Annotated in this window: 26 protein-coding genes and 1 tRNA gene; 20 read left to right on the forward strand and 7 right to left on the reverse strand. The window is 71.6% G+C overall.

Features of this window, described 5'->3' with window-relative positions:
* Positions 1 to 6: 6 nt before the first annotated feature.
* From ACQP0T_RS04030 to ACQP0T_RS04065, 8 genes are all read left to right on the forward strand, one after another.
* Positions 7 to 1,230: a lytic transglycosylase domain-containing protein gene (locus tag ACQP0T_RS04030; RefSeq protein ID WP_433871362.1), complete on the forward strand. Its 1,224-nt coding sequence runs from the start codon at positions 7 to 9 to the stop codon at positions 1,228 to 1,230.
* On the forward strand, positions 1,224 to 1,367 hold the full coding sequence (locus ACQP0T_RS04035; RefSeq protein WP_433871363.1) for a hypothetical protein: 144 nt from the start codon (positions 1,224 to 1,226) through the stop codon (positions 1,365 to 1,367). Before ACQP0T_RS04030 ends, ACQP0T_RS04035 begins: the two co-directional genes overlap by 7 nt.
* 64 nt (positions 1,368 to 1,431) lie before the next feature.
* Complete coding sequence (locus ACQP0T_RS04040; protein ID WP_433871364.1) at positions 1,432 to 2,385, forward strand: exopolyphosphatase; 954 nt, start codon at positions 1,432 to 1,434, stop codon at positions 2,383 to 2,385.
* 203 nt (positions 2,386 to 2,588) lie between these two features.
* A complete protein-coding gene (locus tag ACQP0T_RS04045) occupies positions 2,589 to 4,223 on the forward strand; it encodes a peptide ABC transporter substrate-binding protein (RefSeq protein WP_433871365.1) in 1,635 nt (544 codons plus the stop codon).
* A 65-nt stretch (positions 4,224 to 4,288) separates the two neighbouring features.
* Complete coding sequence (locus tag ACQP0T_RS04050) at positions 4,289 to 5,215, forward strand: ABC transporter permease (protein ID WP_345355957.1); 927 nt, start codon at positions 4,289 to 4,291, stop codon at positions 5,213 to 5,215.
* Positions 5,208 to 6,164, forward strand: coding sequence for an ABC transporter permease (locus ACQP0T_RS04055; RefSeq protein WP_433871366.1), 957 nt, complete (start codon positions 5,208 to 5,210; stop codon positions 6,162 to 6,164). Before ACQP0T_RS04050 ends, ACQP0T_RS04055 begins: the two co-directional genes overlap by 8 nt.
* A gap of 11 nt (positions 6,165 to 6,175) precedes the next feature.
* Positions 6,176 to 7,186, forward strand: coding sequence for an ABC transporter ATP-binding protein (locus ACQP0T_RS04060; protein WP_433871367.1), 1,011 nt, complete (start codon positions 6,176 to 6,178; stop codon positions 7,184 to 7,186).
* Positions 7,179 to 8,180 (forward strand): ABC transporter ATP-binding protein, encoded by a 1,002-nt coding sequence (locus tag ACQP0T_RS04065; protein ID WP_433871368.1) that lies wholly within the window; start codon positions 7,179 to 7,181, stop codon positions 8,178 to 8,180. Before ACQP0T_RS04060 ends, ACQP0T_RS04065 begins: the two co-directional genes overlap by 8 nt.
* Positions 8,181 to 8,248: 68 nt before the next feature.
* On the opposite strand, the gene ACQP0T_RS04070 is transcribed toward ACQP0T_RS04065, so the two are convergent.
* A complete protein-coding gene (locus ACQP0T_RS04070) occupies positions 8,249 to 9,955 on the reverse strand; it encodes an amidohydrolase (protein WP_433871369.1) in 1,707 nt (568 codons plus the stop codon).
* A gap of 305 nt (positions 9,956 to 10,260) precedes the next feature.
* On the opposite strand from ACQP0T_RS04070, the gene ACQP0T_RS04075 reads away from it, so the two are divergent.
* Together ACQP0T_RS04075 and ACQP0T_RS04080 are read left to right on the forward strand one after the other, a co-directional pair.
* Positions 10,261 to 10,416: a hypothetical protein gene (locus ACQP0T_RS04075; protein ID WP_345355969.1), complete on the forward strand. Its 156-nt coding sequence runs from the start codon at positions 10,261 to 10,263 to the stop codon at positions 10,414 to 10,416.
* 80 nt (positions 10,417 to 10,496) lie between these two features.
* Positions 10,497 to 11,426 (forward strand): DMT family transporter, encoded by a 930-nt coding sequence (locus ACQP0T_RS04080; protein WP_433871370.1) that lies wholly within the window; start codon positions 10,497 to 10,499, stop codon positions 11,424 to 11,426.
* A 43-nt stretch (positions 11,427 to 11,469) separates the two neighbouring features.
* Here ACQP0T_RS04080 and ACQP0T_RS04085 read toward each other — a convergent pair whose 3' ends face one another.
* Positions 11,470 to 12,954, reverse strand: coding sequence for a S10 family peptidase (locus ACQP0T_RS04085; RefSeq protein ID WP_433871371.1), 1,485 nt, complete (start codon positions 12,952 to 12,954; stop codon positions 11,470 to 11,472).
* 101 nt (positions 12,955 to 13,055) lie between these two features.
* Here ACQP0T_RS04085 and ACQP0T_RS04090 point away from each other — a divergent pair, with 101 nt between their 5' ends.
* Positions 13,056 to 13,769, forward strand: a complete 714-nt coding sequence (locus ACQP0T_RS04090; protein ID WP_433873586.1) for a uracil-DNA glycosylase — start codon at positions 13,056 to 13,058, stop codon at positions 13,767 to 13,769.
* A 75-nt stretch (positions 13,770 to 13,844) separates the two neighbouring features.
* Entirely contained in the window at positions 13,845 to 14,630 is a 786-nt protein-coding gene (locus tag ACQP0T_RS04095; protein WP_433871372.1) for an alpha/beta fold hydrolase, read from the forward strand.
* On the opposite strand, the gene ACQP0T_RS04100 is transcribed toward ACQP0T_RS04095, so the two are convergent.
* From ACQP0T_RS04100 to ACQP0T_RS04110, 3 genes are all read right to left on the reverse strand, one after another.
* A complete protein-coding gene (locus ACQP0T_RS04100) occupies positions 14,611 to 15,087 on the reverse strand; it encodes a PIN domain-containing protein (protein ID WP_433871373.1) in 477 nt (158 codons plus the stop codon). The genes ACQP0T_RS04095 and ACQP0T_RS04100 overlap by 20 nt on opposite strands.
* 249 nt (positions 15,088 to 15,336) lie before the next feature.
* A complete protein-coding gene (locus tag ACQP0T_RS04105) occupies positions 15,337 to 15,756 on the reverse strand; it encodes a type II toxin-antitoxin system VapC family toxin (protein WP_433871374.1) in 420 nt (139 codons plus the stop codon).
* The gene (locus ACQP0T_RS04110; protein ID WP_433871375.1) at positions 15,753 to 15,998 is read right to left on the reverse strand and encodes a FitA-like ribbon-helix-helix domain-containing protein; all 246 of its coding nucleotides are present in this window, start codon (positions 15,996 to 15,998) and stop codon (positions 15,753 to 15,755) included. Before ACQP0T_RS04110 ends, ACQP0T_RS04105 begins: the two co-directional genes overlap by 4 nt.
* Before the next feature lie 140 nt (positions 15,999 to 16,138).
* Here ACQP0T_RS04110 and ACQP0T_RS04115 point away from each other — a divergent pair, with 140 nt between their 5' ends.
* From ACQP0T_RS04115 to ACQP0T_RS04125, 3 genes are all read left to right on the forward strand, one after another.
* Complete coding sequence (locus ACQP0T_RS04115; protein WP_433871376.1) at positions 16,139 to 16,903, forward strand: GNAT family N-acetyltransferase; 765 nt, start codon at positions 16,139 to 16,141, stop codon at positions 16,901 to 16,903.
* Positions 16,904 to 17,027: 124 nt separating this feature from the next.
* Complete coding sequence (locus ACQP0T_RS04120; protein WP_433871377.1) at positions 17,028 to 17,312, forward strand: FitA-like ribbon-helix-helix domain-containing protein; 285 nt, start codon at positions 17,028 to 17,030, stop codon at positions 17,310 to 17,312.
* Complete coding sequence (locus tag ACQP0T_RS04125; RefSeq protein ID WP_433871378.1) at positions 17,309 to 17,713, forward strand: type II toxin-antitoxin system VapC family toxin; 405 nt, start codon at positions 17,309 to 17,311, stop codon at positions 17,711 to 17,713. Before ACQP0T_RS04120 ends, ACQP0T_RS04125 begins: the two co-directional genes overlap by 4 nt.
* A gap of 41 nt (positions 17,714 to 17,754) precedes the next feature.
* Here ACQP0T_RS04125 and ACQP0T_RS04130 read toward each other — a convergent pair whose 3' ends face one another.
* A complete protein-coding gene (locus ACQP0T_RS04130) occupies positions 17,755 to 18,564 on the reverse strand; it encodes an ArsR/SmtB family transcription factor (protein ID WP_433871379.1) in 810 nt (269 codons plus the stop codon).
* 32 nt (positions 18,565 to 18,596) lie between these two features.
* Here ACQP0T_RS04130 and ACQP0T_RS04135 point away from each other — a divergent pair, with 32 nt between their 5' ends.
* The 5 genes from ACQP0T_RS04135 (at position 18,597) to ACQP0T_RS04155 (ending at position 22,637) form a co-directional block, all read left to right on the forward strand.
* Positions 18,597 to 18,812 (forward strand): hypothetical protein, encoded by a 216-nt coding sequence (locus ACQP0T_RS04135; protein WP_433871380.1) that lies wholly within the window; start codon positions 18,597 to 18,599, stop codon positions 18,810 to 18,812.
* Positions 18,813 to 18,878: 66 nt separating this feature from the next.
* Complete coding sequence (locus tag ACQP0T_RS04140; protein WP_433871381.1) at positions 18,879 to 19,469, forward strand: DUF4937 domain-containing protein; 591 nt, start codon at positions 18,879 to 18,881, stop codon at positions 19,467 to 19,469.
* A gap of 278 nt (positions 19,470 to 19,747) precedes the next feature.
* Positions 19,748 to 21,070, forward strand: a complete 1,323-nt coding sequence (locus ACQP0T_RS04145) for an NAD(P)/FAD-dependent oxidoreductase (RefSeq protein WP_433871382.1) — start codon at positions 19,748 to 19,750, stop codon at positions 21,068 to 21,070.
* 308 nt (positions 21,071 to 21,378) lie between these two features.
* Complete coding sequence (locus tag ACQP0T_RS04150) at positions 21,379 to 22,458, forward strand: ATP-grasp domain-containing protein (protein ID WP_433871383.1); 1,080 nt, start codon at positions 21,379 to 21,381, stop codon at positions 22,456 to 22,458.
* Positions 22,459 to 22,560: 102 nt separating this feature from the next.
* Positions 22,561 to 22,637 (forward strand) — tRNA-Leu (locus ACQP0T_RS04155).
* A gap of 192 nt (positions 22,638 to 22,829) precedes the next feature.
* Here the strand turns inward: ACQP0T_RS04155 and ACQP0T_RS04160 are convergent.
* Complete coding sequence (locus ACQP0T_RS04160) at positions 22,830 to 23,318, reverse strand: hypothetical protein (RefSeq protein ID WP_433871384.1); 489 nt, start codon at positions 23,316 to 23,318, stop codon at positions 22,830 to 22,832.
* Positions 23,319 to 23,344: the final 26 nt, after the last annotated feature.

Here is a 23,344-nt window from a genome sequence, read left to right on the forward strand (position 1 = left end):
GGATCAGTGACGGCTCGTGGAGGACGGCATGGGGGCAGGCACGCGCGTCGGCCGGAACCGGTCCGGCACCGCACCAGGAGGTGGTGGGCCGCCACGGCCCTGACCCCGACGCTGGTGCTGGCCGGAGCCCTGGTCGGTGCCTCGGCGTCGTACCTGGCGACTCCGCCGCAGGAGCCGGATCGGCCGCGCCCGGCGGCTCCCGACCTGCGCGACGTGGGCGTCACCGGACGGCTGCCCGCCGCACCCGCGCCGAGCCCCGAGCTGCTCGACCGGGCCGCCGAGCGGCGGCCCTTCGGCACCGGGGCCGGGCCGGAGGTCGCCGTGCCCGACGGCCCGCTGGGCATCCCGGCGCCGGTGCTGGCGGCCTACCGCGAGGGCGCGGACGGGCTGTCCGGCACCGGCTGCGGCCTGCACTGGTCGGTGCTCGCCTCGATCGGCCGGATCGAATCCGGGCACGCGCGCGGCGGTCGGCTCGACGCCGAGGGGACCACGGTGGAGGCGATCCTGGGACCGCGGCTGTCCGGCGGGCCGGGGGTGGCCGCCGTGCCGGACACCGACCGGGGGGAGCTGGACGGCGACCCGGTGTGGGACCGCGCCGTGGGGCCGATGCAGTTCATCCCGGGCACCTGGGCGAAGTTCAGCGCCGACGGCAACGACGACGGCGCGCGCAGCCCGCACAACGTGCACGACGCGGTGGCGGCGGCCGGGCGCTTCCTCTGCTCGGGCGGTGCCGACCTCGGCGATGAGCGGGAACTCGCCCGGGCCGTCTTCCGCTACAACCACTCCGACGAGTACGTGCGCACCGTGCTGGCCTGGGCCCGCGCGTACGCCGAAGGCGTGACGCCGACGCCCGCGGAGCCGATGCGGGGGCCGACGAGGACGTGCTCGCGGCCAGCAGGCTCCCGGACCCGGTCCCGGTGCCGCTGCCGGAGCCGCCCGCGCCGAGCTTCCCGCCGCTGGAGGTGCCGACCACCGGCGCGGAACCGCTCCCGCCGATCACGACGCCGCCCACGACCGCGCCGCCGAGCAGCTCGGAGACCCCCGGGTCACCGGAATCCAGCACGCCCGGCACGAGCAGCCAGACCACCCCGAGCACGCCCGGCACCAGCACCCCGGGCACCAGCACCCCGGGCACCACCCCGGGCAGCAGCACCCCGGGCAGCAGCACGCCGAGCACGCCCGGCAGCAGCACCTCGGGCACCGCCCCGGACTGCGACCCGGCGGTGCTGAACCGGGGCGAGTTCGCGCTGCGGCCGGGCGCGGAGCCGGTGGGCGGGGACCCCGCCGCGGCCCTGCCCGGCACGGCGGTGCACCTCGCCGGCGGCGAGCGCTGCACGGTCCCGGAGGACTTCAGCCCGTCGCCGTGAGCGGTGGGCGCGGCCCGCCCGATAGCGTGGAGCCGAGGGTTCCACGCGTTGAGGAGGACGGTTCATGTCGAGGGTCGCGGCGATCGACTGCGGGACGAACTCGATCCGGTTGCTGGTCGCCGACGTGGCGGTGCACGACGACGGCCGCCGCGACCTGCGGGACGTGCACCGGGAGATGCGGATCGTGCGGCTCGGCAAGGGCGTGGACGCGACCGGGCGGCTGGCCGAGGACTCCCTGGAGCGGACCCGCGCGGCGCTGGTCGACTACGCCGCGATCGCCCGCCGCAAGGGCGTCGAGGCGGTCCGGATGGTGGCGACCTCGGCTACCCGGGACGCCGCCAACCGCGAGGACTTCTTCGAGATGGTGCGCCGGACGCTGGGCGTGGACGCCGAGGTGATCACCGGCGACGAGGAGGCCCGGCTGTCGTTCACCGGCGCGGTGGGCGATCTGGACCCGGCCGACGGCCCGTTCGTGGTCACCGACGTCGGCGGCGGTTCCACCGAGGTGGTGGTCGGCGACTGGGACGGGGTGCGCGCCGACATCGCGGCCGCGCACTCGGCCGACATCGGGTGCGTGCGCCTGAGCGAGCGCTGCCTGCCCGGCGACCCGCCGAGCGCGGCGGAGATCGCGGGGGCGGAGTCGGTGGCCCGCGAGGTGCTCGACGACGCCTTCGCGGCGGTGGACACCTCGGCGGCCCGGACCTGGGTCGGGGTCGCGGGAACGGTGACGACGTTGTCGGCGATCGCGCAGGACCTGCCCGAATACGATCCGACGGCAATTCATCTTTCCCGTATTTCCCGGAGCCAGATCGAGCGCATTGCCCGTGATCTGCTGGGAATGGACCACGACCAGCGGGCCGCGATCGGCTCGATGCACCCCGGTCGGGTGGACGTGATCGGCGGTGGGGCGCTGGTCGTCAAGGTCCTCGCCGACGAGCTGGCGCAGCGCGCGGACATCGCGGGGATGACAGCGAGTGAGCACGACATTCTGGACGGTATCGCGCTGTCTATCAGCTAGTTCTCATCATGTGGACGTTGCGTTCCACCAACTGGGTGAAACCCGTGCTGGATCGAGCCAGAAAGTGACGGCTTTGTGACATCGCATTGCCCTGAACGGGTTCTCACTTATGTTTACGCTCATCTGTCGCGGCGGTGAATACTGCCGGGCGTGGTGTCCCCGGAAATCTCGGCTGGGGCCGCGCGTGCATACAGGAGGACGGAATGCGTAAACGACGCTTGGCCGCGTGGATCGCGGCCCCGCTGGCGGTGGGCCTGCTCGCCACCGGCTGCGGCGGCGGAGCAGGGGCCGGCGACGCCGCGGACGGGATCGTCTCGGTCAGCCACACCGAGCCGCAGAACCCGCTGGTCCCGGCGAACACCACGGAGACCGGCGGCGGCGATGTGCTCGACGCGATGTTCACCGGACTGGTGGCCTACGACGAGCAGACATCCGAGCCGTACAACGCGGTGGCCGAGTCGATCGAGAGCCCCGACAACACGGTCTTCACCATCAAGCTGAAGCCCGGCTGGACCTTCCACGACGGCAGCCCGGTCACCGCCAACAGCTTCGTGCGCGCCTGGAACTACGCCGCCTACGGTCCCAACGGCCAGTCGGGCGCGTCCTTCTTCGAGCACGTCGCCGGGTACGAGCAGGTCAACCCGGCCGACCCGGACGGTGAGAACGGTCCGGCGCAGGCACCCGCGCCCACCGCGCAGGAGATGTCCGGCCTGAAGGTCATCGACGACCTGACCTTCGAGGTCACCCTGAACGCGCCGTTCGCGACGTTCCCGACCATGCTCGGCTACACCGCGTTCTCCCCGATGCCGGAGAGCTTCTTCGCCGACAAGGCGGGCTTCGAGGCGCACCCGATCGGCAACGGGCCGTTCCAGTTCGACTCCCGCCAGCCGAACGCGCACATCACGCTCAGCACCTACGAGCAGTACGCGGGCCAGAACAAGCCGTCGATCAACGGCGTCGAGTTCCGCGTCTACAACGAGCTGGAGACCGCCTACCAGGACCTGGTGTCGGGCAACCTCGACTTCGTCAACCAGCTGCCGCCGTCGGCGCTGGTCGGGGACAAGTGGAAGGCCGACCTCCAGGACCGGGGGATGGTCAAGCCCATCCTGAGCAACAACGCGCTGCAGCTCCCGTTGTACGACCCGAAGTACCAGGACGTGCGGGTGCGGCACGCGCTGTCGATGGCGATCGACCGGCAGCAGATCACCGAGACGATCTTCCAGGGCGCCTACACGCCCGCCAACGGCTGGGTGCCCGGCGACGCCATCCCCGGCTACGAGCCCGGTGCCTGCGGTGAGTTCTGCGAGTTCAACCCGCAGCGCGCCAAGCAGCTCCTCGACGAGTCCGGTTTCCAGGGCCCGATCACCATCACCTCCAACGCCGACGGCGGGCACAAGGAGTGGATCGAGGCGATCTGCGGCCAGTTCAAGAACAACCTCGGGCTGGACTGCGTGTTCAACCCGGTGCCGACCTTCGCCGAGTTCCTGAAGATGCACGAGGAGAACGCCCACCAGGGGCCGTTCCGCTTCGGCTGGCTGGGCGACTACCCGGCGGCCGAGACCTTCCTCGGCAAGATCTACCGCACCGGCGCGTCGTCGAACTACATGCGCTACTCCAGCCCCGAGTTCGACGCGGCGATGGACCGCGCGGACCGGGCGCCGACCGAGGAGGAGGGCAACCGGCTCTACGCCGAGGCGGAGAAGGTCCTGGCCAAGGACATGCCGTCGATCCCGCTGTGGAACCAGAACGCCGTGGTCGGCTGGTCCGAACGCCTCGAAGGCGTGCAGGTGTCCTTCGACCGGCAGCTCAACCTCGAGACCGTCAAGCTGGTCTCCTGATCGCGTGAGCCCGGGTCCGGTCCGCGCGCGGACCGGACCCGGCGTGCGTCCTGGAGGAGGTTCGCGTGGGGCGCTATGTACTGCGGCGGTTGCTGCAGCTCATCCCGGTGTTCATCGGGACCACGTTCATCATCTACGCCCTGGTGTGGGCGTTGCCCGGTGATCCGTTCGCCGGTCGCTGCGGGGACCGGGCCTGCCCGCCCGCCTACATCGCCGAGATGACCGACAAGTACAACCTCGACGACCCGGTCATCGTGCAGTACTTCAAGTACCTCGGGCAGCTGCTCACCGGCGACTTCGGCGAGACCTTCGCCGGGATCGAGATCAGCACGCTGCTCGCCGACGCCTACCCGATCACCATCCGGCTGGCCATCGTCGCGCTGGTCATCGAGGCCGTCATCGGCATCCTGGCGGGCATCCTGACCGGCCTGCGCGGCCGCGGGTTCCTGGACAACCTGGTCCTGATGTCGACGCTGTTCCTGATTTCGCTGCCGGTGTTCGTCACCGGCTTCATCCTCCAGGTGGTGCTGGGCACCGAGCTCGGCATCATCCGGCCGAGCGTCAGCTCCGAGGGCACCTGGGGCGAGCTGATCGTGCCGGGCTTCGTGCTGGGCAGCCTGTCGATGGCCTACGTGGCGCGGCTGACCCGGACCAGCCTGATGGAGAACAAGCGCGCCGACTACATCCGCACGGCCACGGCCAAGGGCTTGGAGCCCAAGCGGGTGGTCGGCGTCCACCTGCTGCGCAACTCGATGATCCCGGTCGTCACGTTCCTCGGCACCGACCTCGGCGCGCTGATGGGCGGGGCGATCGTCACCGAGGGCATCTTCAACATCCGCGGCATCGGCGGCCTGATCTACGACTCGATCCTGACCAAGGAAGGCGCCACGGTCACCGGCATCGTGACGTTGCTGGTCCTGGTGTACTTGTTGATGAACCTGCTCGTGGACCTGCTCTACGCCGTCCTGGACCCGAGGATCCGCTATGACTGACCGTGTTGAGCCCACCGACGGCGCGGCGGTGGCGATGGGCGAACCGACGTCCGAGGCCGCGCCCCCGCCGCGCAAGGAGCGGCGCGGCGGCCTGTGGTCCGACGCGTGGCGGGACCTGCGCCGCCGGCCGATGTTCCTGGTCTCGGTGGGGATCATCCTGGTGCTGCTGGTGATGGCCCTGTTCCCGCAGCTGTTCACCTCGATCGACCCGAACCACCAGGTGCTGGAGCGCTCCCGGCAGGGTCCGTCGGCGGAGGCCTGGTTCGGCTACGACACCCAGGGCCGCGACATCTACGCCCGCACCATCTACGGCGCCCGCGCCTCGATCGTGGTGGGCGTGCTGGCGACCCTGGCCACCGTGCTGATCGGCTCGCTGTTCGGGCTGGTCGCCGGGTACTTCGGCGGCTGGCTGGACAACCTGCTGTCCCGGTTCAGCGAGATCTTCCTCGGGCTGCCCTTCGTGCTCGGCGCGATCGTCATCCTGACCACGCTGAACCCGGCGACCGGCATCCCCGACCCGACGCGCATCATCGGGCTGGTGATCCTGTCGATCTCGGTGCTGTCCTGGCCGATCGCGATGCGGATCATGCGTTCGGCGGCGATCTCGGCGCGGCAGCAGGACTACGTCAAGGCGGCCCGGGCGCTGGGGGCCGGTCCGGTGCGGATCATCTTCCGGCACATGCTGCCGAACTGCCTGGCGCCGGTGCTGGTCTACGCCACGATCGCGCTCGGCGGGTTCATCGGGGCCGAGGCGACGCTGTCGTTCCTCGGGCTCGGGCTGCGCTCGCCGGTGGTGTCCTGGGGCGTGATGATCGCCGATTCCCGCGACTACATCCAGGTCGCGCCGCACCTGCTGCTGTTCCCGGCCGGGTTCCTCGTGGTGACGGTGCTGGCGTTCGTGATGCTCGGTGACGCCGTCCGCGACGCGCTCGACCCGAAGCAGAAGTAGGAGGAACCGCTTTGTCTACTGTGGACGACAAGGGCGCGGCGGAGCGGCTGCTCGAGGTCGAGGACCTGCACGTGGAGTTCCGCACCCGGGACGGCGTGGCCAAGGTCCTCAACGGGGTGAGCTACCACGTCGACGCCGGGGAGACGCTCGCGGTGCTGGGCGAATCCGGCTCCGGCAAGAGCGTCACGGCGCAGACCGTGATGGGCATCCTGGACATGCCGCCCGGGTTCATCACCGGCGGCACGATCCGCTACCAGGGCGAGGACCTGCTCACCGCCACCGACGACCGGCGGCGGGAGCTGCGCGGCGACTCGATGTCGATGATCTTCCAGGACGCCCTCTCGGCGCTGAACCCGGTCTACACCGTCGGGTTCCAGATCGCCGAGCAGCTCCGCACCCGGCGCGGGATGTCCCGCAAGGACGCCATGAAGCGCGCCGTGGAGCTGCTCGACCAGGTCAAGATCCCGAACGCCAAGCAGCGCGTGAAGGAGTTCCCGCACCAGTTCTCCGGCGGGATGCGGCAGCGCGCCATGATCGCGATGTCGCTGGCGCTGGACCCGGAGCTGCTCATCGCCGACGAGCCGACCACCGCGCTCGACGTCACCGTGCAGGCCCAGATCATGGACCTGCTCGACGAGCTGCGCCGGGACCGCGGCATGGGCCTGATCCTCATCACCCACGACCTCGGGGTGGTCGCCGAGGTCGCCGACCGGATCGTGGTGATGTACGCCGGTCGGATCGTGGAGGCCGCCGACGCCTACGCGCTCTACCAGCAGCCCGGCCACCCCTACACCGAGGGCCTGATGCGGTCCATCCCGCGGCTGGACCTCAAGGGGCAGGAGCTGGAGACCATCAAGGGATTGCCGCCGAACCTGATGGCGATCCCGCCGGGGTGCCCGTTCCACCCCCGGTGCCCGCGCGCCGAACAGCGCTGCCGCGAGGAGGTGCCGGGCTACCGCCAGCTCGGCCTCGGCCGGGCCAGCGCGTGCCACTTCGCCGAGGAGCTGATGACCCGTGGCTGAGCCGATCCTGCAGGTGCGCGACCTCGTCAAGCACTTCCCGGTGACCCAGGGCGTGCTGTTCCGCCGCACCATCGGGCAGGTCCGCGCCGTCGACGGCGTCTCGTTCGACCTGCACAAGGGCGAAACCCTCGGCGTCGTCGGTGAATCGGGCTGCGGCAAGTCGACGCTGGCGCAGGTCCTGATGCGGCTGGAGAAGCCCACCAGCGGCAGCGCCACCTTCGAGGGCCGGGACATGTTCGGGCTGCGCGGCGCCGAGCTGCGCAAGCTGCGGCGCGACATGCAGATCGTGCTCCAGGACCCGTACACCTCGCTGAACCCGCGGCGCACCGTCGGCGACATCGTCGGCGAGCCGTTCGAGATCCACCCCGAGGTGGCGCCCAAGGGCGAGCGGCGGCGCAAGGTGCAGGAGCTGCTGGAGGTCGTCGGGCTCAACCCCGAGCACATCCAGCGCTACCCGCACCAGTTCTCCGGCGGGCAGCGGCAGCGCATCGGCATCGCCCGCGCGCTGGCGCTCAAGCCCAAGGTGATCGTCTGCGACGAGCCGGTCTCCGCGCTCGACGTGTCGATCCAGGCACAGGTGATGAACCTGCTGGGCGAGCTGCAGCAGGAGTTCGGGCTGTCGTACGTCTTCATCGCGCACGACCTGGGTGTGGTGCGGCACCTGTCCGACCGGGTGGCGGTGATGTACCTCGGCAAGATGGTGGAGGTCGGCACCGACGAGCAGATCTACGAGCACCCGCAGCACCCGTACACCCAGGCGCTGCTGTCCTCGGTGCCGGTCCCGGACCCGACCCTGCGCGGCCAGCGCGACATCATCCGGCTCACCGGCGACGTGCCGAGCCCGGCGAACCCGCCCTCGGGCTGCCGGTTCCGCACCCGCTGCTGGAAGGCGCAGGACATCTGCGCCGAGCAGGCGCCGGAGCTGGAGATCCGGCACGGCGAGCACCCGGCGGCCTGCCACTTCGCGGAGGAACGCCCGCACCTCGTGTCGTGATGCCCGGGGCGCCTGCCGTTGCCTGGTGAGGGGCACCGTCATCCGACCACGCCGGATGAAGGTGCCCCTCACTCGTCACTCGACCGGGGGAGTGCGGGGCCGAGGGAGGCGAACTCCTCCTTCGAGACCACCCGCTCCGGCGGCCAGGTGATGTTGTCCGGCGGCCAGCTCTGGCCGGTCCGGCGCAGGAACCACTCCGGCGGCTCGTACATCGGCGGTTCGTAGTCGTCAGGCAGCAGGCTGCGCCACTCGGTGCCCTCGGTGCGCTGGGCGAACTCCGCCCCGAGCTCCCGCAGCCGCTCCGGCTGGGTGAGCAGGTCGATCGCGGTGGCCGACAGGTAGCGGGCCGTGGCCAGCAGCGCCGCGTGCCCGGGGCCCGATCCGGCGGCGGCGGTGAACGCCCAGTTGTGCGTCTTGGCGCCGATCGGGGCTACCGCGGTGCCGAGGCTGACCGTGGGCACCTGCCAGCTGATGTCGGCGACGTCGGTCGAACCGCCGCCGAGGAACACCGGGTTCGGCGGCACCAGCTCGGCGATCTCGGAGAACATGCCCACCTCGGGCAGGCCGAGCGAGGACTGCACCTGCTTGGCGAAGCGCTGGTCGGCGTCGGTGAACCGGGGTGGGCCGAGCTGGACCATGTTCTCGTGCAGCAGCTCGGCCGCCGAGCGCGAGGGCAGCTTGTGCCACACCGACGCGGTGACCCGGTGCCGCACGGTGGTGCCGCTGGCCTGCGCGGCGGCCTCGGCGCAGCGGATGACCGAGTCCAGCAGCACCCGCACCCGCTCCGGGCTGCCCTCCCGGACGTAGAAGGAGATCTGCGCGATCTCCGGGGTGACGTTCGCGGCGTCCCCGCCCTGGTTGATCACGTAGTTCAGCCGGCCGGAGGGGGCCAGCCGCTCCTCGCGGAGGAACTCGGTCATGGTGGCGAGCATGACGGCGCCGTCCAGTGCGCTCTTGTTGCCCAGCGGGTCTCCGCCGTGCCCGGCGACGCCGAGGAAGGTGAAGGTCACCGCGTTCATCGCGCTGGTGGTCCCCCAGCCGGTCGCGGTGGTGGCCGCGGGATGCCAGTCGAGGAACGCGTCGAGCCCGTCGTACACGCCGGCGCGCACCGCGTACGCCTTGCCGATCATCAGTTCCTCGGCCGTGGAGCCGAAGAACTTGACGGTGCCGCCGACGCGGTGCCTGCGCATGCCCTCGGCGGTGGCCGCGGCGGCCCCCGCGGCGGCGGCGCCGAGTGCGCAGTGCCCGCAGCCGTGCCCGGTGCCGTAGGACGGCGCGAACGGGTCGTGGTGGTAGACCAGCGGATCGTGGGTGCCCGCACCGGCGCGCTGGGAGAGGCCGGGCAGCGCGTCGTACTCCCCGCTGAAGCCCAGCGCCGGACCGCGCCCGTTGCGGAACGTCGCGGTGAACGCGGTGGGGAAGCCGGCGGTGCCCCACTCGATCTCGAACCCGGCGCGCCGCAGGAACTCCGCCTCGGCCAGCGCGGAGTTCCACTCCCGCAGGGAGAGCTCGGCGTGCTCCCAGATCTCGTCGTTGAGCCCGGTGACCTCGCCGGCGTGGCGGTCGATCCAGGACAGCGCGGTGCGCTTGGCCGGGGTGTCCTTGGCCAGGCCGGTGCGCGGTGCGCCGGGCTCCGGCTCGGCCGCCGCCGCGCCCGCGCCCGCTGCCATGCCGGTGGTGACGCCCGCCGCGGCCAGCAGCTGCATGACCTGGCGCCGGTTCAGCCCGCTGTCCGGGGCGGTGCGTTCGTGGTCGCTGTGGTGCAGATCGCACACGTCGGCCTCCCAACCTGGTGATCACGATCAGCCTTCGGCGGCTGTCCGGAACGGGTCAAGAAGGTGAACCCGAATGGACGCGCCGGTCGTGAGCCGACCCGCCGGATCGCGAAACAGGTTGCGGTACAGTGACATCCCGCGAAAACGGCGTCACCGGTGCGGCCGGTCCGGCGCTGTACAGGCGGGCCGGACCGTGGTAAGCAAGGCACCCGCGGTGCCGGTGGCACGGGCAGTCCCCGGTGCCCATCCGGTCGTACATCCCGCGCAGGCCCGGTGCCTGCGCCGCGGTCACCCAGGAGACGGACATGGCCGATCACGTCCAGGACTGCTCGAACGAGGCGCCCACCACCGACCAGCCCGCGGGCTGGTTCGAGGAGGGCCCGACCACGTCCCGGCTGCTCATCGAGGCGGCCTGGGCGGAACTGCGCAACGTGCTGCCGATCCAGCGCAGCGGCGACTAGCGGCGGCCCGCCGGTCCCGCGCGCTACGAGGTCCGGAATCCGCTGGCCCGCGGCCTCGCCCGCGGCGTTGACTGGACGGCGTGGGCACCGGATCGGGCAAGGCGCAGACCAGGGTCGTCGCGCAGTTCGCGCTGCTGGCGCTGGCGTGGGGATCGAGCTTCCTGTTCATCAAGATCGGTCTGCGCCAGCTCTCACCCACCCAAGTGACGTTGGCGCGGATGGTGTTCGGCGCGCTGGCCCTCGGCGTGCTGGTGGCGATCACCCGCCGGCCGCTGCCGCGCGACCCGCGGATCTGGGGTCACCTCGCGGTCGTCTCGATGCTGCTGTGCGTCGTGCCCTTCACGCTGTTCGCCTGGGCGGAGCAGGACATCCCCTCGGGCCTGGCCAGCATGTACAACGCGGGCACACCGCTGTTCGCGATGGCCTTCGCCGCGCTGGTGGTGGCCGGCGAGCGGATCACCCGGGACCGGTTCACCGGCCTGTGCCTCGGTTTCGCGGGCGTGGTCGTGATCATCGGCCCGTGGCGCGGGCTGGGCGCGCAGCACGACCTGCTCGCCCAGGCGGCGTGCGTGGGGGCCACCGCGTGCTACGGCCTCGCGTTCGCCTACCTGCGCCGCTTCGTCACCGGCCGCAGGATCCCCGCGACCAGCGTCGCGTTCGTCCAGGTGCTCACCGGGGCGCTGATCATGGTGCTCGCGGCGCCGTGGGTGGCGGACCAGCCGGTCGACCGGCTCAGCGCCCCCGTGGTCCTGAGCATGGTCGCGCTGGGCGCGTTCGGCACCGGCCTGGCCTACGTCTGGAACACCACCGTCGTGACGGCGTGGGGCGCGGCCAACGGTGCGGCGGTCACCTACCTGACCCCGGTCGTCGGTGTGGTGCTGGGCGTGGTGCTCCTCGGTGAGCCGCTGGTCTGGAACCAACCGGTCGGCGCGGCGCTGGTGGTCCTCGGGATCGTGGCGGCGCACGGCCGCCTGACCCCGCGCGCCGCTGCCGAGCCGGCGGCCCGCTAGGCCCGGGCGGGCGGAACCCGCGCGAGGGTCCCGCCCGCCGCGGTCAGTACGTCGGCCGGGTGCCGGTGATGAACTCCGCGAGGTCGGCGGACTGGGCGAGCCGGGACGGCTCGTGGACGTACATCATGTGCCCGGCGTCGTAGTACCGGACGTCGATGTTGTCGCGGAGCTGCTCCGGGATCCGGAGCTGGGAGAGCACGTGCTCGGCGGCGAAGTACGGCGTGGCGCCGTCGGTGTAGCCGCACCCGACGTGGATGCGCAGGTGCGGGTTGGTGCGCATCGCGGCGCTGAGCCTGCCCACCGCCGAGACCCGGGTGCCCTCGAACTCCTTGTACGACCACGGGTGCACCCGGCTGGTCAGCAGCTCGTAGGGCAGGTCGCTGGCGTAGTCCAGCTCCTCGCGCAGGTAGTGGTTGATCGCGCTGGAGTAGGCGCCCCGGATGCCGGAGATGCTGGGGTCGTCGGTGAACTTCTCGCCGACCGCGTCGGGCTCCCAGCCGAGGAACCGGCCGTCCATCCGGCCCACCGTGCGGCGCTGGTCGCGCAGCAGCTCGGTGAAGTACCGGAGGTGCTCGATGCGCAGGTCCGCCCGGTCCACGTAGTCCTCGGACAGGCCGGTCAGCGCGGCGGTGCGGCGCACCACCTCGGCGCGCTCCTCGGCGCTGAGCCGGGCGCCGCGGGCCAGCGCGCGCGGGTAGTCGTCGGAGGCGAACTCCTCGGCCTCGTCCAGCACCTCGCGCAGCGGCCGGTCGCCGTGCTTGCCGTGGTGGTGCGCGATGGCGGCGTAGGTCGGCAGGTACATCGCGTACGGGACGTCGTTGCCCTCGCTGAAGAACACCGTGCCCAGGTCCAGCACCGAGGAGATCAGCAGCAGCCCGTTGAGGTAGAGCCCGTACCGGCCCTGCAGGTGCTCGGCCAGCGCCGCCGCCCGCAGCGTGCCGTAGGACTCCCCGGCCAGGTACTTCGGCGACAGCCAGCGCCCGTTGCGGGTGGTCCACAACCGGATCACCTCGGCGACGGACTCGACATCGCCCTGGAACCCGTGGAACTCACCGGGCGTGCCGCCCTCGACCGCGCGGGAGTAGCCGGTGGAGACCGGGTCGATGAACACCAGGTCGCTGTGCTCCAGCAGCGTCTCGGCGTTGTCCACCACGCCGTACGGCGGCGCGGCGAGGTCGCCCGCGTCACCGGAGACCACCCGCCGCGGTCCCAGCACGCCCAGGTGCAGCCAGACGCTCGCCGACCCCGGCCCGCCGTTGAAGGCGAAGGTGACCGGTCGGCTGCCCGGTTCGGCGTCGGCGACGTAGGAGGTCAGGAACACCTCGGCGGTGGGCTTGTGGCCCTCGAACTTGCCGTCGGTGTAGACCTCCTCGCGCAGCACGACCCGGCCGGTGGTCGCGGTGTAGGAGAGCTCGCCACCGCGCGCGGCGATCGTGTGGTGGGTGCTGACGAAGTCGTCCACCGGCTCGGCCGGTGCGGCGGACGACTCCTGCTGGGCCTCTTCGGTCTTGTCTGCACTGGCTGCCATGGCCACACAGTACTGCCGCGCCGGTGGATCTCTGCCAGGTTGGAGGGGTGAGCGATGAGCTTTCCCGATTGGTGCACGACCCGGTCAGCGATCCCGCGGCGATCGCCCCGGAGCAGTCCTCGATCGCCGACCTCGACGAGGTGGTGGTGCGCTGCACGGCCTGCCCCCGCCTGGTCCGGTGGCGGGAGGAGGTGGCCCGCACCAAGCGCGCCGCCTTCCGCGACCAGGAGTACTGGGGGAGACCGGTGCCGGGGTTCGGCCCGGTCGACGCCCGGATCGCGATCGTCGGGCTGGCCCCCGCCGCGCACGGCGCCAACCGCACCGGCCGGATGTTCACCGGTGACCGCTCCGGCGAGGTGCTCTACCGCGCGCTCCACGACGTCGGGCTGGCCACCTCCCCGGTCGCCGAGCACATCGGCGACGACCTGGAGCTGCGCGACGTGCGGATCACCGCCCCGGTCCGCTGCGCCCCGCCGCAGAACAAGCCCACGCCGACCGAGCGCGACACCTGCCGCCACTGGCTCACCGCCGAGCTCGACCTCATGCGGCCCACCCTGCGGACGATCGTCGTGCTCGGCGCCTTCGGCTGGCAGGCGCTGCTGCCGGTGCTGGCGGCCTCGGTGTGGGACGTCCCCCGGCCCCGGCCGAAGTTCGGGCACGAGGCGCACGTCCCGCTGCCCGCCGAGGACGGCGGCGCGGACCTGCACCTGCTCGGCTGCTACCACGTCAGCCAGCAGAACACCTTCACCGGCAGGCTCACCCCGGCGATGCTGCGCGGCGTCCTGGAACGCGCGAAGGAGCTGGCGGACGGGTGACGAGCCGTCGGCGCGGAATACTCCCGCGCCGAGGCGGGTTGGCCTGGGGCGGAGCTGATCACCGGAGGGATCGCCATGAACGAGCTGCGCTTCGAACGCCCCGACGGCATCGAGCTGGTCGCCAGGACACGACCCGGGGAGGGCACGCCGCTGGTGTTGGTGCACGGCGCCCTCGCCGACGCCGATGCCTGGCAGCAGGTGGTCGACGCGATCGAGTTGCCCAATCCGGTGGTCGTGGTCAACCGCCGCGGTCGCGCGCCGAGCGGTCCCTTCGGCGACGGGTACTCGCTGCGCACCGAGATCGACGATCTCCACCACGTGCTCGACTCGCTCGGTGAACCCGCGGTGCTGTTCGGGCACAGCTACGGCGGCCTCATCGCGCAGGAAGCGGCCACGGAACGGGGCGATGTGCGCGCCCTGGTGCTCTACGAACCCGTCGTCCGTCCGTTCGGCCCCGAATCCATGGCGCCGATGCGGGAAGCCGTGCGCCGCGGGGACCTCGACGCGGCACTGGAGATCGTGAACGTGGACATCGCCCGGGTGCCCGCGGCCGAGGTCGCCGAGCTCCGCGCCTCGGAGCTGTGGGCCGTGCTCCGCCCGCTGGCCGCCGCCGCGGCCGAAGAACTCGCGGTGATCAACGATCACGAGCCCGGCTTCGAGAGGTACGCCGCCCTCGACGTAGCGACCACGCTCATCCTCGGTGACCGCAACGACGGCGTTCCCCCGTACGGCACGGTGTTCGACTCCGTGGCGGCGGCGATGCCCCGCGCGAAGGTCGTTCGCCTGGTCGACCAGGGGCATCTCGCGCACGTCGAGGGCCCCGAGGCGCTCGCCGCGGAGATCAGCACCGCGGTCCCGTGAACCCCGCCCGGCACCGGCGATGCTGCGCGGCGTCCCGGAACGCGCGTGGCCGGGCGCTACGCGTCGAAGATCGACCGGACCTCGCAGCGGACCCCGCGCACGCGTGCCAGCCTGCGATCCCCGTCAACAGCGGGCATCCCCACATCTCCGCTGCCGCCACGTGGGCAGCGTCATACGCCGACACGTTGCTCCGCAGCTCCCCGATCCGGGGAACGAGTCGCGCGGGGCCGATCGCGTCCACCGCCACGTCGACCAAGGCGGCTGCCGCATCTTCGGCTCGTTCGAGCGCGATCTCCCGGCCCAGCAGCCGACCGCGGACCACGGACATGACCTCGACGAAGATGTGGTCGGGCGCGGCCCATCGGTCATCGGCGGCGAGCCCGGCACGGGCCCGGTCTCCCGCTGGGCCGTCGTCGAGCAAGGCGTCGGCCGGCACCGATGCGTCCACCACCAGCACTAGCGGTCCCCGAGTTCGCGAAGCGCGGAATGTCGGCTGACACCGCATTGCGGATGGCGCGCTTCTTCGGCACGTCCGAACGGTTCTGGCTCAACCTGCAGTCCCGATACGACCTGGAACGGGGAGAAGGACCGCCTGGCGGCCACGCTGGCTCGCATCCAGCCGCTCTCGGCCTGACGTCGTCCACGCCGAGGGCCTCCGCGCACGTCAGTCGGCTGACGCCGCACGACCATCGCGGGTCGGCAGTGCTCAACCGCTCCAGGGGTTCACGAGTTCGATGCCGGTCTCGTCGAAATCCTCGATGTTGCGGGTGGCCAGCACCGCCCGGCGGGCACGGCAGATCGCGGCGATCCGAGCATCCGCGGCGCTGATGGGGCGACCGAGCCTCTCCCGTTCGATGACCACGGCGGCGTATTCGGCGGCAGCAGGCGCGTCGAAGGACTCGACCCGTCCGTGGAAGTCCTCGTTGATCAGCGCGTGGATCGCCGCGGTCAGCGATGACTTCCGATGTCCGTCGGGCAGTCGTGTCACGCCGTACAGAAGTTCGGCGGCGGTGATCGCTGTCGTTGCGACTTCGGCGGTGGGGAGCGAGTCGAGCCACGCCACTACCCGGGGGTCCGGCGATCGACGGGTGATCTCGGACAGGACGTTGGTGTCGAGAACGATCACGAGTCGAAGTCCGCAGCACGGGGACGTTCGCCGCGGGCGGGAAGTTCGAGCTCGGGTTCGCCGAGACCCGCGAACCGGGCGCGGATGCGACTGCCCAGGCCACGGCTGGGCGGGGGCGGTGCTACCGCGGTTTGGAGGATCTCCCGGACCTCGGCCTCCATGGAGCGCCCGTGCTGCGCCGCTTGGACGCGGAGCCGCGCGTGCGTCTCGTCATCCAGCCCGCGAATCGTCAAGGTCGACATGATGACCACCCACCTCTTCGAACGCAGTCGTTGACAGCAATGCTAGCACGTGAGCGATACCGCACCACTCGGCCCAGCGCTGTTGCGCGGCGTCCCGGAACACGGGAAAGGAGCCGGCGCGATGTGGTAACCCTCTGCCGGTGATCTCCGCGCGCGAACTCGACGACTGCATGAACCGGAGCTGGCGGGCCCGTTCCGAGGTGGCCGTCGACGGGTGGCTCGTCCGGCGGTCCAGCGGGGTGACCCAGCGGGCGAACTCCGTCCTCCCGGTCTCCGCGCCGGCCGACCTGGCGGCCGCGATCACCAGGGTGGAGGAGCTGTACCAGGAGGAGGGCCTGCCGCCCTGCTTCCAGATCAGCCCGGCCGCACGGCCCGCGGAACTCGACCAGGTCCTGGCCGACCGGGGTTACGAGCTGCGCGGTGACACGGAGGTCCGGGTCGCCGCGGTCGAGGACGTGCTGCGCCGGTTGCCGCCTTCCCCCGCGCCTGTCGACGTCCACGACGCGCCAGGTCAGGACTGGCTGGGCTTGTGGTGGGCGGTGGACGGTCGCGGCGGTGCCGATGCCCGGGCGGTCGCCCGGGACATCCTCGGCGGTGGATCCGCGTGGTACGCGTTGCGGCGCGACGAGGCCGGGCCCGCTGCCGTGGGTCGGGTCTCGCTGGTGGGCCGGTGGGCGGGCATCTACTGCATGGCGGTCCGCCCCGATGCCCGTCGTCGTGGCCACGCGACGGAGGTGCTCCGCGCGTTGCTCGTGGGCGCCGCCGATCGGGGAGCGCGGCACACCTGGTTGCAGGTCGTCGCCGACAACGCCGCCGCCCTGGCCCTCTACGAGCGCGTCGGTTTCGCGGACTTCTCCCGCTACCACTACCGGGTCCATCCCGCGCCGAGGGCGAGCCGGGGCTGAGGTGAGCAGGCCGTCCGCGACAGGCCGGGCCGCCTCGGTCGGCGGACCGCTCACACCGAGCGCCTTCCGCGAGGCGATGGAACGCGACTTGACTGTGCATTCAGTATGACTGCAAAATGCAGTCATGGCGGTGTTGACGATTCGGGACGTGCCGGATGACGTCAAGGACGCGCTCGCGCGGGACGCGCGCGAGCGCGGGCAGTCCTTGCAGGCCTTCCTGCTGGGCGTCTTGCGGCGGCAGGCGGCGTTCAGCCGCAACCGGCAGCTCCTCTCGGAGATCGAAAGCGATCTCGCGGAGGGTGGTGGCGCCGAGGCTGATGCGCCGGACGCCGCGGCGCTCTTGGAGCAAGCGCGGCCCGATGATCCGGATGGTGGCGCCGGACGGTTCGGGGCGGGTGGCGTGGCGTGATCGTCGTCGACGCTTCGGTGCTGGCGAACGTGTTGCTCTACGCGGACGAGCGCGGGCGCCGGGCGAGGGCGGTGCTGGGCAGGGATGTCGAGTGGGCCGCCCCGGAGCACTGGAAGGCGGAGGTGTTCTCGGTCGTCCGCGGGCTCGCGCTCGGCAGCAAGATCAAGGAGGAGCAAGCCGTCCGAGCGATCGAACGCCTCCCGCTGCTCGGCGTCGAGCACGTCCCGCTCGACGAGCTGCTCGCCCGGATGTGGCAGCTCCGCGCCGGAATCAGCGGGTACGACGCCGCCTGCGTGGCGCTCGCGGAGGCGCGCGGCATCCCGCTCGTGACCTCCGACGCGCGGCTCGCGCGGGCGGCGACGAACCATTGCCGGGTGGAACTCGTTTCTCCCGGGGCCTGACGGTCGGACGGTCCCGCGATCCCGCCCGAGCGCCGCGCGTGTCAGCTCCGCCAGGGCTCCTCCGGGAGCAGCGGCAGCGTGTCGCCGGTCTCCAGCAGGGTCTTCAGGTCGGAGAGCAGGTGCGGCCAGCCGGTGCTGACCATCTGCCGCATGGTGCTGTCCGCGGGGAAGTCGTCGTGGGTCACGGTGAGCTTGACCATCTCGCCCAGCGGTTCGATCTCGAAGGTGACCTTGGACCGGCTCTCGGCGGCGAGCGTGGCGAGGACCTCCTCGTCGATCCCGACGGAGGCGGCCCACTCCGGCGTCGGCGTGTGCCAGGTGTAGGAGAGCAGGCGGTGCGGCTCGGCCGCCAGCACGACCTGCTCCGGGTCGACGATGCGGCTTCCGCCTTCCTCCCAGGTCATCGGCGACCCCGGGCGCCAGTCGGTCTCGAAGGTGACGCCCCAGTACCGGCGGGTGAACGCCGGGTCGGTGAGGGCCTGCCACAGCTGCTCCGGGCTGGTCTTGATGAAGGTGGTGTACACGTAAGCGGGGGCGCCCATCGGTGCCGACTCCAATGCTCGTCTGAGGTCGGCGAGCGCCTCCGCCCGCCGCCGGTCGTACTGCTGCATCCAGCGATCGGCGATCGCGTGGATCGGCACGGCGTTGAGGTAGTGCAGCTTCTCCCGGCCACGGCGGACCGTGGTGACCAGGTTGGCCTCCTCCAGCACCGCGAGGTGCTTGCTGACCGACTGCCGGGCCATGTCCAGGCCCGCGCACAGTTCGCGCAAGCTCTGCCCGTTGCGGGAGTTGAGACTGTCGAGCAGCCGACGCCGGTTCGGGTCGGCCAACGCCCTGAAGACCTCGTCCATGGTCCCTACGCTGACGATCGGTTCATGCAGCCGTGCGGCTGCATGAAACGATCGTCAGCCGCGAGGGTGCATGTCAATCGCCGCGCCCACCGCCTTCCCGCGGCGCCCGCACCGCCGAGGACCGCGGTGCCCGCCGACCTCGTGCACTGCTGATCTCCCGGGTCGGTCTCGACGCGGCCGAGGTGGCGGGCATGACCAAGGACGAAGCGGCCGCTCGGATGCAGCGCTACTGGGCCGGAGGCGACTGAGGCGGCGTTCCGCGCAGCGGAAGTCGAAATCCGCCGACGCGGGTCCGGGCTCGCTACCGTGGTCCGGTGCTGGTGGAGTGGGAGCGCTGCGCGGTCGCCGATCGGGCGGGGTTCGACCACGGCCAGCGGTCCTGGGGCGGGCTGCGGGACCTGCCGGGCTTCCTCGGCCGGTTCGGCGGGTGGAGCGGTCGCGGCACCGCGCACGTCTTCTCCTTCTGGGCCGACCGGCTCGCGCACGACCGGTTCTCGGCGGGCTTCCGCGAGGTGTTCGCCGCCGGGCAGGAACCCGGCCGGGTGCTGCTGTTCGAGCGGCGCGCCGACATCGGGAGCCCGCTGCCGGACACCTCCGGTGCCGGTGCGGCGCACCTGCGGCACCGCCGGGTGGCGCCGGAGCGGGCCGAGCGCGCCGCGGCGGTGCTGGATGCGGTGTGGGTGCCGGGCACCGCGGTGGCGCCGGGACTGCTCGGTGGTGTCGTCGCGCGGCGCTCGGCCGAGTTCCTGGTGCTGACCCGGTGGAGCTCCGCGCTCGCGCACGCCCGCTACCGCGCGGAACGCTTCCCGGTGCTGCTCGGGCAGGCGGGCGACGATCCGGCCGAGGAGGAGGCCGACCTGGTCGACGTCGAACCGGGCTGGGAGGTCGCACCACCGCGGTCGTGATCGGCGGAGGTCGAGGTCACAACGAAGATCGCAACTGGGGCGGGCGCGACTTGACGCTATTCGATAGTGTGGCGGCACCAGCCACCCGTGACACCGTCGGCGACATCATCGGCGACGCCGTCCAGCCGTCACTCGCCACGGGCCGCCGTGCGCGACGCGTACGCAGTGCGTTCGACCGCGCACACCGCGTCGACCGTGATCGACGCCACCCGCGACTGGCGTCACATTAAGGGGGGTCGCCGCAGCGCGCGCTCGGTCGGTGGTGCGACCATGAAGTCATGGCTGGTAAATCCGATCCCACGCGGATTCTCATCCTCGGCGGCGGTTACGTCGGCATGTACACGGCACTGCAGCTCCAGAAGAAGCTGGGTCGCCGTGAAGCCTCCGTCACGGTCGTCGATCCTCAGCCGCACATGACCTACCAGCCCTTCCTCCCGGAAGCGGCAGCGGGTTCGATCGAACCGCGCCACGTGGTAGCGCCACTGCGACGAGTGTTGAAGCGGTGCCATGTGATCACCGCTGCCGTCACGGAGATCAATCATAGCGACAAGACCGTCACGGTCGAGCACCCGCAGACCGGGGCCGAGACGCTGGAGTACGACGCGCTGGTCGTCGCCCTCGGCTCGGTGTCGCGGCTGCTGCCGATCCCCGGCCTGGCTGACCAGGGCATCGGGCTCAAGACCGTCGGCGAGGCCATCTACCTGCGCAACCACGTGCTGGCCAAGATGGACGCCGCGGCCAACACCGACGACGAGGAGCTGCGCAAGCGGCTGCTGACGTTCACCTTCGTCGGCGGCGGCTTCGCCGGTGTCGAGGCGTTGGCCGAGCTGGAGGACATGGCCCGCTACTCCACGCGCTACTACGACAACATCAGCCCGGACGACATGTCCTGGGTGCTCGTCGAAGCGGCCGGCCGGGTGATGCCCGAGGTCAGCGAGAAGATGGGCGTCTACGTCGTCAAGGCGCTGGAAGAGCGCGGCATCAAGGTGTACCTCAACACCTTCCTGAAGTCGGTGGAGAACGGGCACGCCGTGCTCTCCGACGGCACCGAGTTCGACTCCGACACCCTGGTGTGGAACGCGGGCGTCAAGGCCAACCCGGTGCTCAAGAGCAGCGACCTGCCGCTCGACGAGCGCGGCCGGGTCCGGTCCACCGCGCACCTCCAGGTGGAAGGGCTGCCGCAGGTGTGGGCGGCCGGTGACTGCGCCGCGGTCCCGGACCTGTCCAAGGCCGAGGACGACCCCACCGCCACCTGCGCCCCGTCGGCGCAGCACGCGGTGCGCCAGGCCGACCAGCTCGCCAAGAACCTGCTCGCCACGCTCCGCGGCAAGCAGACCAAGGAGTACCGGCACGCCTACGCCGGTTCGGTCGCCGGGATGGGCCTGTACAAGGGCGTCGCCGACGTCTACGGGTTCAAGGCGAAGGGTTTCGTCGCCTGGTTCATGCACCGCGGCTACCACGTGAGCCGGATGCCCACCTTCAACCGCAAGATGCGCATCGTCATCGACTGGACGCTGGCGTTCCTGTTCAAGCGGGAGGCGGTGTCGATGGGGCAGATCCACAACCCGCGCGACGCCTTCGAACGGGCCGCCGCGAGCTGACCCGCGCTGCGCAACGAAGCCGCGTGCCCGGTGGGCACGCGGCCTTCTTGTCCGAACGGTTTCCGCGATGCTCCATGCAGGCGACATCGCGGGCCGCTATTCTTGACATTCCGTAGTGGGTGAACGAAGACTGTTCTTGATGATCACTCGGAAGGTGTAGTCGTGCGTGGGGGAGTGGTGGAACCCTTGACGTTGAAGGAGCTGGTCGCACTGCTCCGCAGCGGAGAGGTCGTGGACGGACCGCTCGCCGACTTCGCCGCCGACTACGGGGAAGCCGCCCGCCACGTGCACAAGAAGGACGACTGAGGATGGCCGCGGTCGGCAGCGCGGGATCCGCGGTGGAACCGGTGCCGCTGCTGCTGCAGGGCCAGGACTACGCCTACCGGTCCGCCACCACCGGCCTGGACTTCCAGGAGCGGATGTTCGCCGCCGACCTCGTCGCCGACGCGCCCGGTGATCCGGTGCCCTGCGTCCTGGTGCTGGCCCGCGCGGCCGACATGGAGATGAACGCGCTGTCGCTGGCGCTGGCCGAGCACGACGTGCGGATGGTGCGCATCGACGCGGACCGCTGCCTGGACCTCGCGCTCACCGTCTACCACGACGCCCCGCTGCTGGAGCTCGGCCGCTGGTTGCTGCGCCCGATCCTGGTGTGGGAGCGGCACTTCGACCTCACCGCGCTGCCGGTCGACCCGACCACCGCGCACGGCGCCTACGTCCGCGAGCAGTGGGCGGCGGTGTCCGGCTGGCTGACCTCGCGCGCGGACTGGGAGCACATCAACCCGACGCGCGGGCTGGACCGGATGACGCAGCTCCGGGACGCCCGGGCGTTCGGCCTGCCGGTGCCCCGCAGCGTGGTCACCACGATGCCCGGCCGGTCCCGTCCCGGCGGCGGCCGGTGCGTGGTCAAGACCGCGGGACGGCACCTGCTGGAGCCGCGCCCGGGTGCGCTGCGCGGGCTGTTCCCGCGCCCGCTGGACGTCCGGCGCAGCGGTGCGGGCCGCGAGCCCGCCCCGGTGCTGGTGCAGGAGCACCTCGACGCCGAGCACGAGCTGCGGGTGTTCGCCGTCGACGACCGGCTCATCGCCTACCGGGTGCGCAAGCTCGACCCGGCGCAGCTCTGGGTCGACCCCGAGGCGGTGACCGTGGAGCCGGTCGAGGTCCCCGACGCGCTCGCCGCGAAGCTCCGGGCGCTGCGCAGGCACTGGCGGCTGCACGTCGCCGCCTTCGACTTACTCCGCGTCGCGGACGACTGGTACTTCCTCGAAGTCAACGTCAACTGCGACTGGCGGTGGTTCGAGGAGCGCGCAGGCGGCACCGAGGTGAGTGACGCGGTGCACCGCTCGGTGCGGGAGCGCTTCGCCGCGGCGACCGCCACGACCGGGTGGTGACCCACCGCCGCGTTGCTCTGTTCGGGGGTTTCCCGATCCGGGGAACCGAGCGCAGAGTCAGTGCGTCGAACCTGCGGTGACCACCCACCGCGACGATCATCAGCCCCCGTAGCCCAATTGGCAGAGGCAGACGACTTAAACTCGTCAGAGTGTCGGTTCGAGTCCGACCGGGGGCACCAGCGGACTCCAGGCGGTCGCCTTCGACGGCGGCGTGGCCCTCGGAACCGGATCGCGGCCCGTTGCCGGGCGATCCGATGGACCCCTGTACCTGGCATGTCGAGCGGACGTGGGCGGCGGAGTCCGGCTCGTGCCGCGTCGACCGCCGTGCCCGAGGCCCCCGCAGGACCTGACCCGCGGGGACCTCGCCGCGGTCAGTAGGGCAGGTTCAGCAACTGGTGGGTGAGCTCGGCGACCACGGGGTTCGCGGTGCCCGAGGCCGCGCCGGTGACCAGCGCCTGGCAGACCCGGGACACCGCGGTGCGGAGCCGCCTGCGCTGCCCGGGTTCGCGCCGGGTCGTCTCCAGCGCGGCTTGGGCCTCCTCGCGGACCGCCCGGGCGGCATCGGTCTCCAAGCCGGCTTCGGGGAGCCGGGCCAAGACCTGGTGCAGCGCGGCGGCGACCTGCCCGGCCAGCGGATCCTCCGGCGCGTGCCCGCCACCGACGGTGACGGGGCCGTAGACGGGTCCGGTGAACACCGCGGAGCCAGGGGTCGGCGGCATGCGGTGCACGTGCGGATCCTTCGGGGCGGAGGCGCGGCGGACGCGGTACTCCTGGGGCTCGCTCATCCCGAGCCTGGTCGCGAGGTCGAGCAGCTGGTCGGCGATCCGGGACCGTTCCGGGTCACCGGGGAACTGGCACACGTTGGGCGTCTCCTTCGGCTGTGCGG

It is taken from the genome of Saccharopolyspora sp. CA-218241 (genome assembly GCF_050954615.1).
Classification (GTDB): Bacteria; Actinomycetota; Actinomycetes; order Mycobacteriales; family Pseudonocardiaceae; genus Saccharopolyspora; species Saccharopolyspora cebuensis.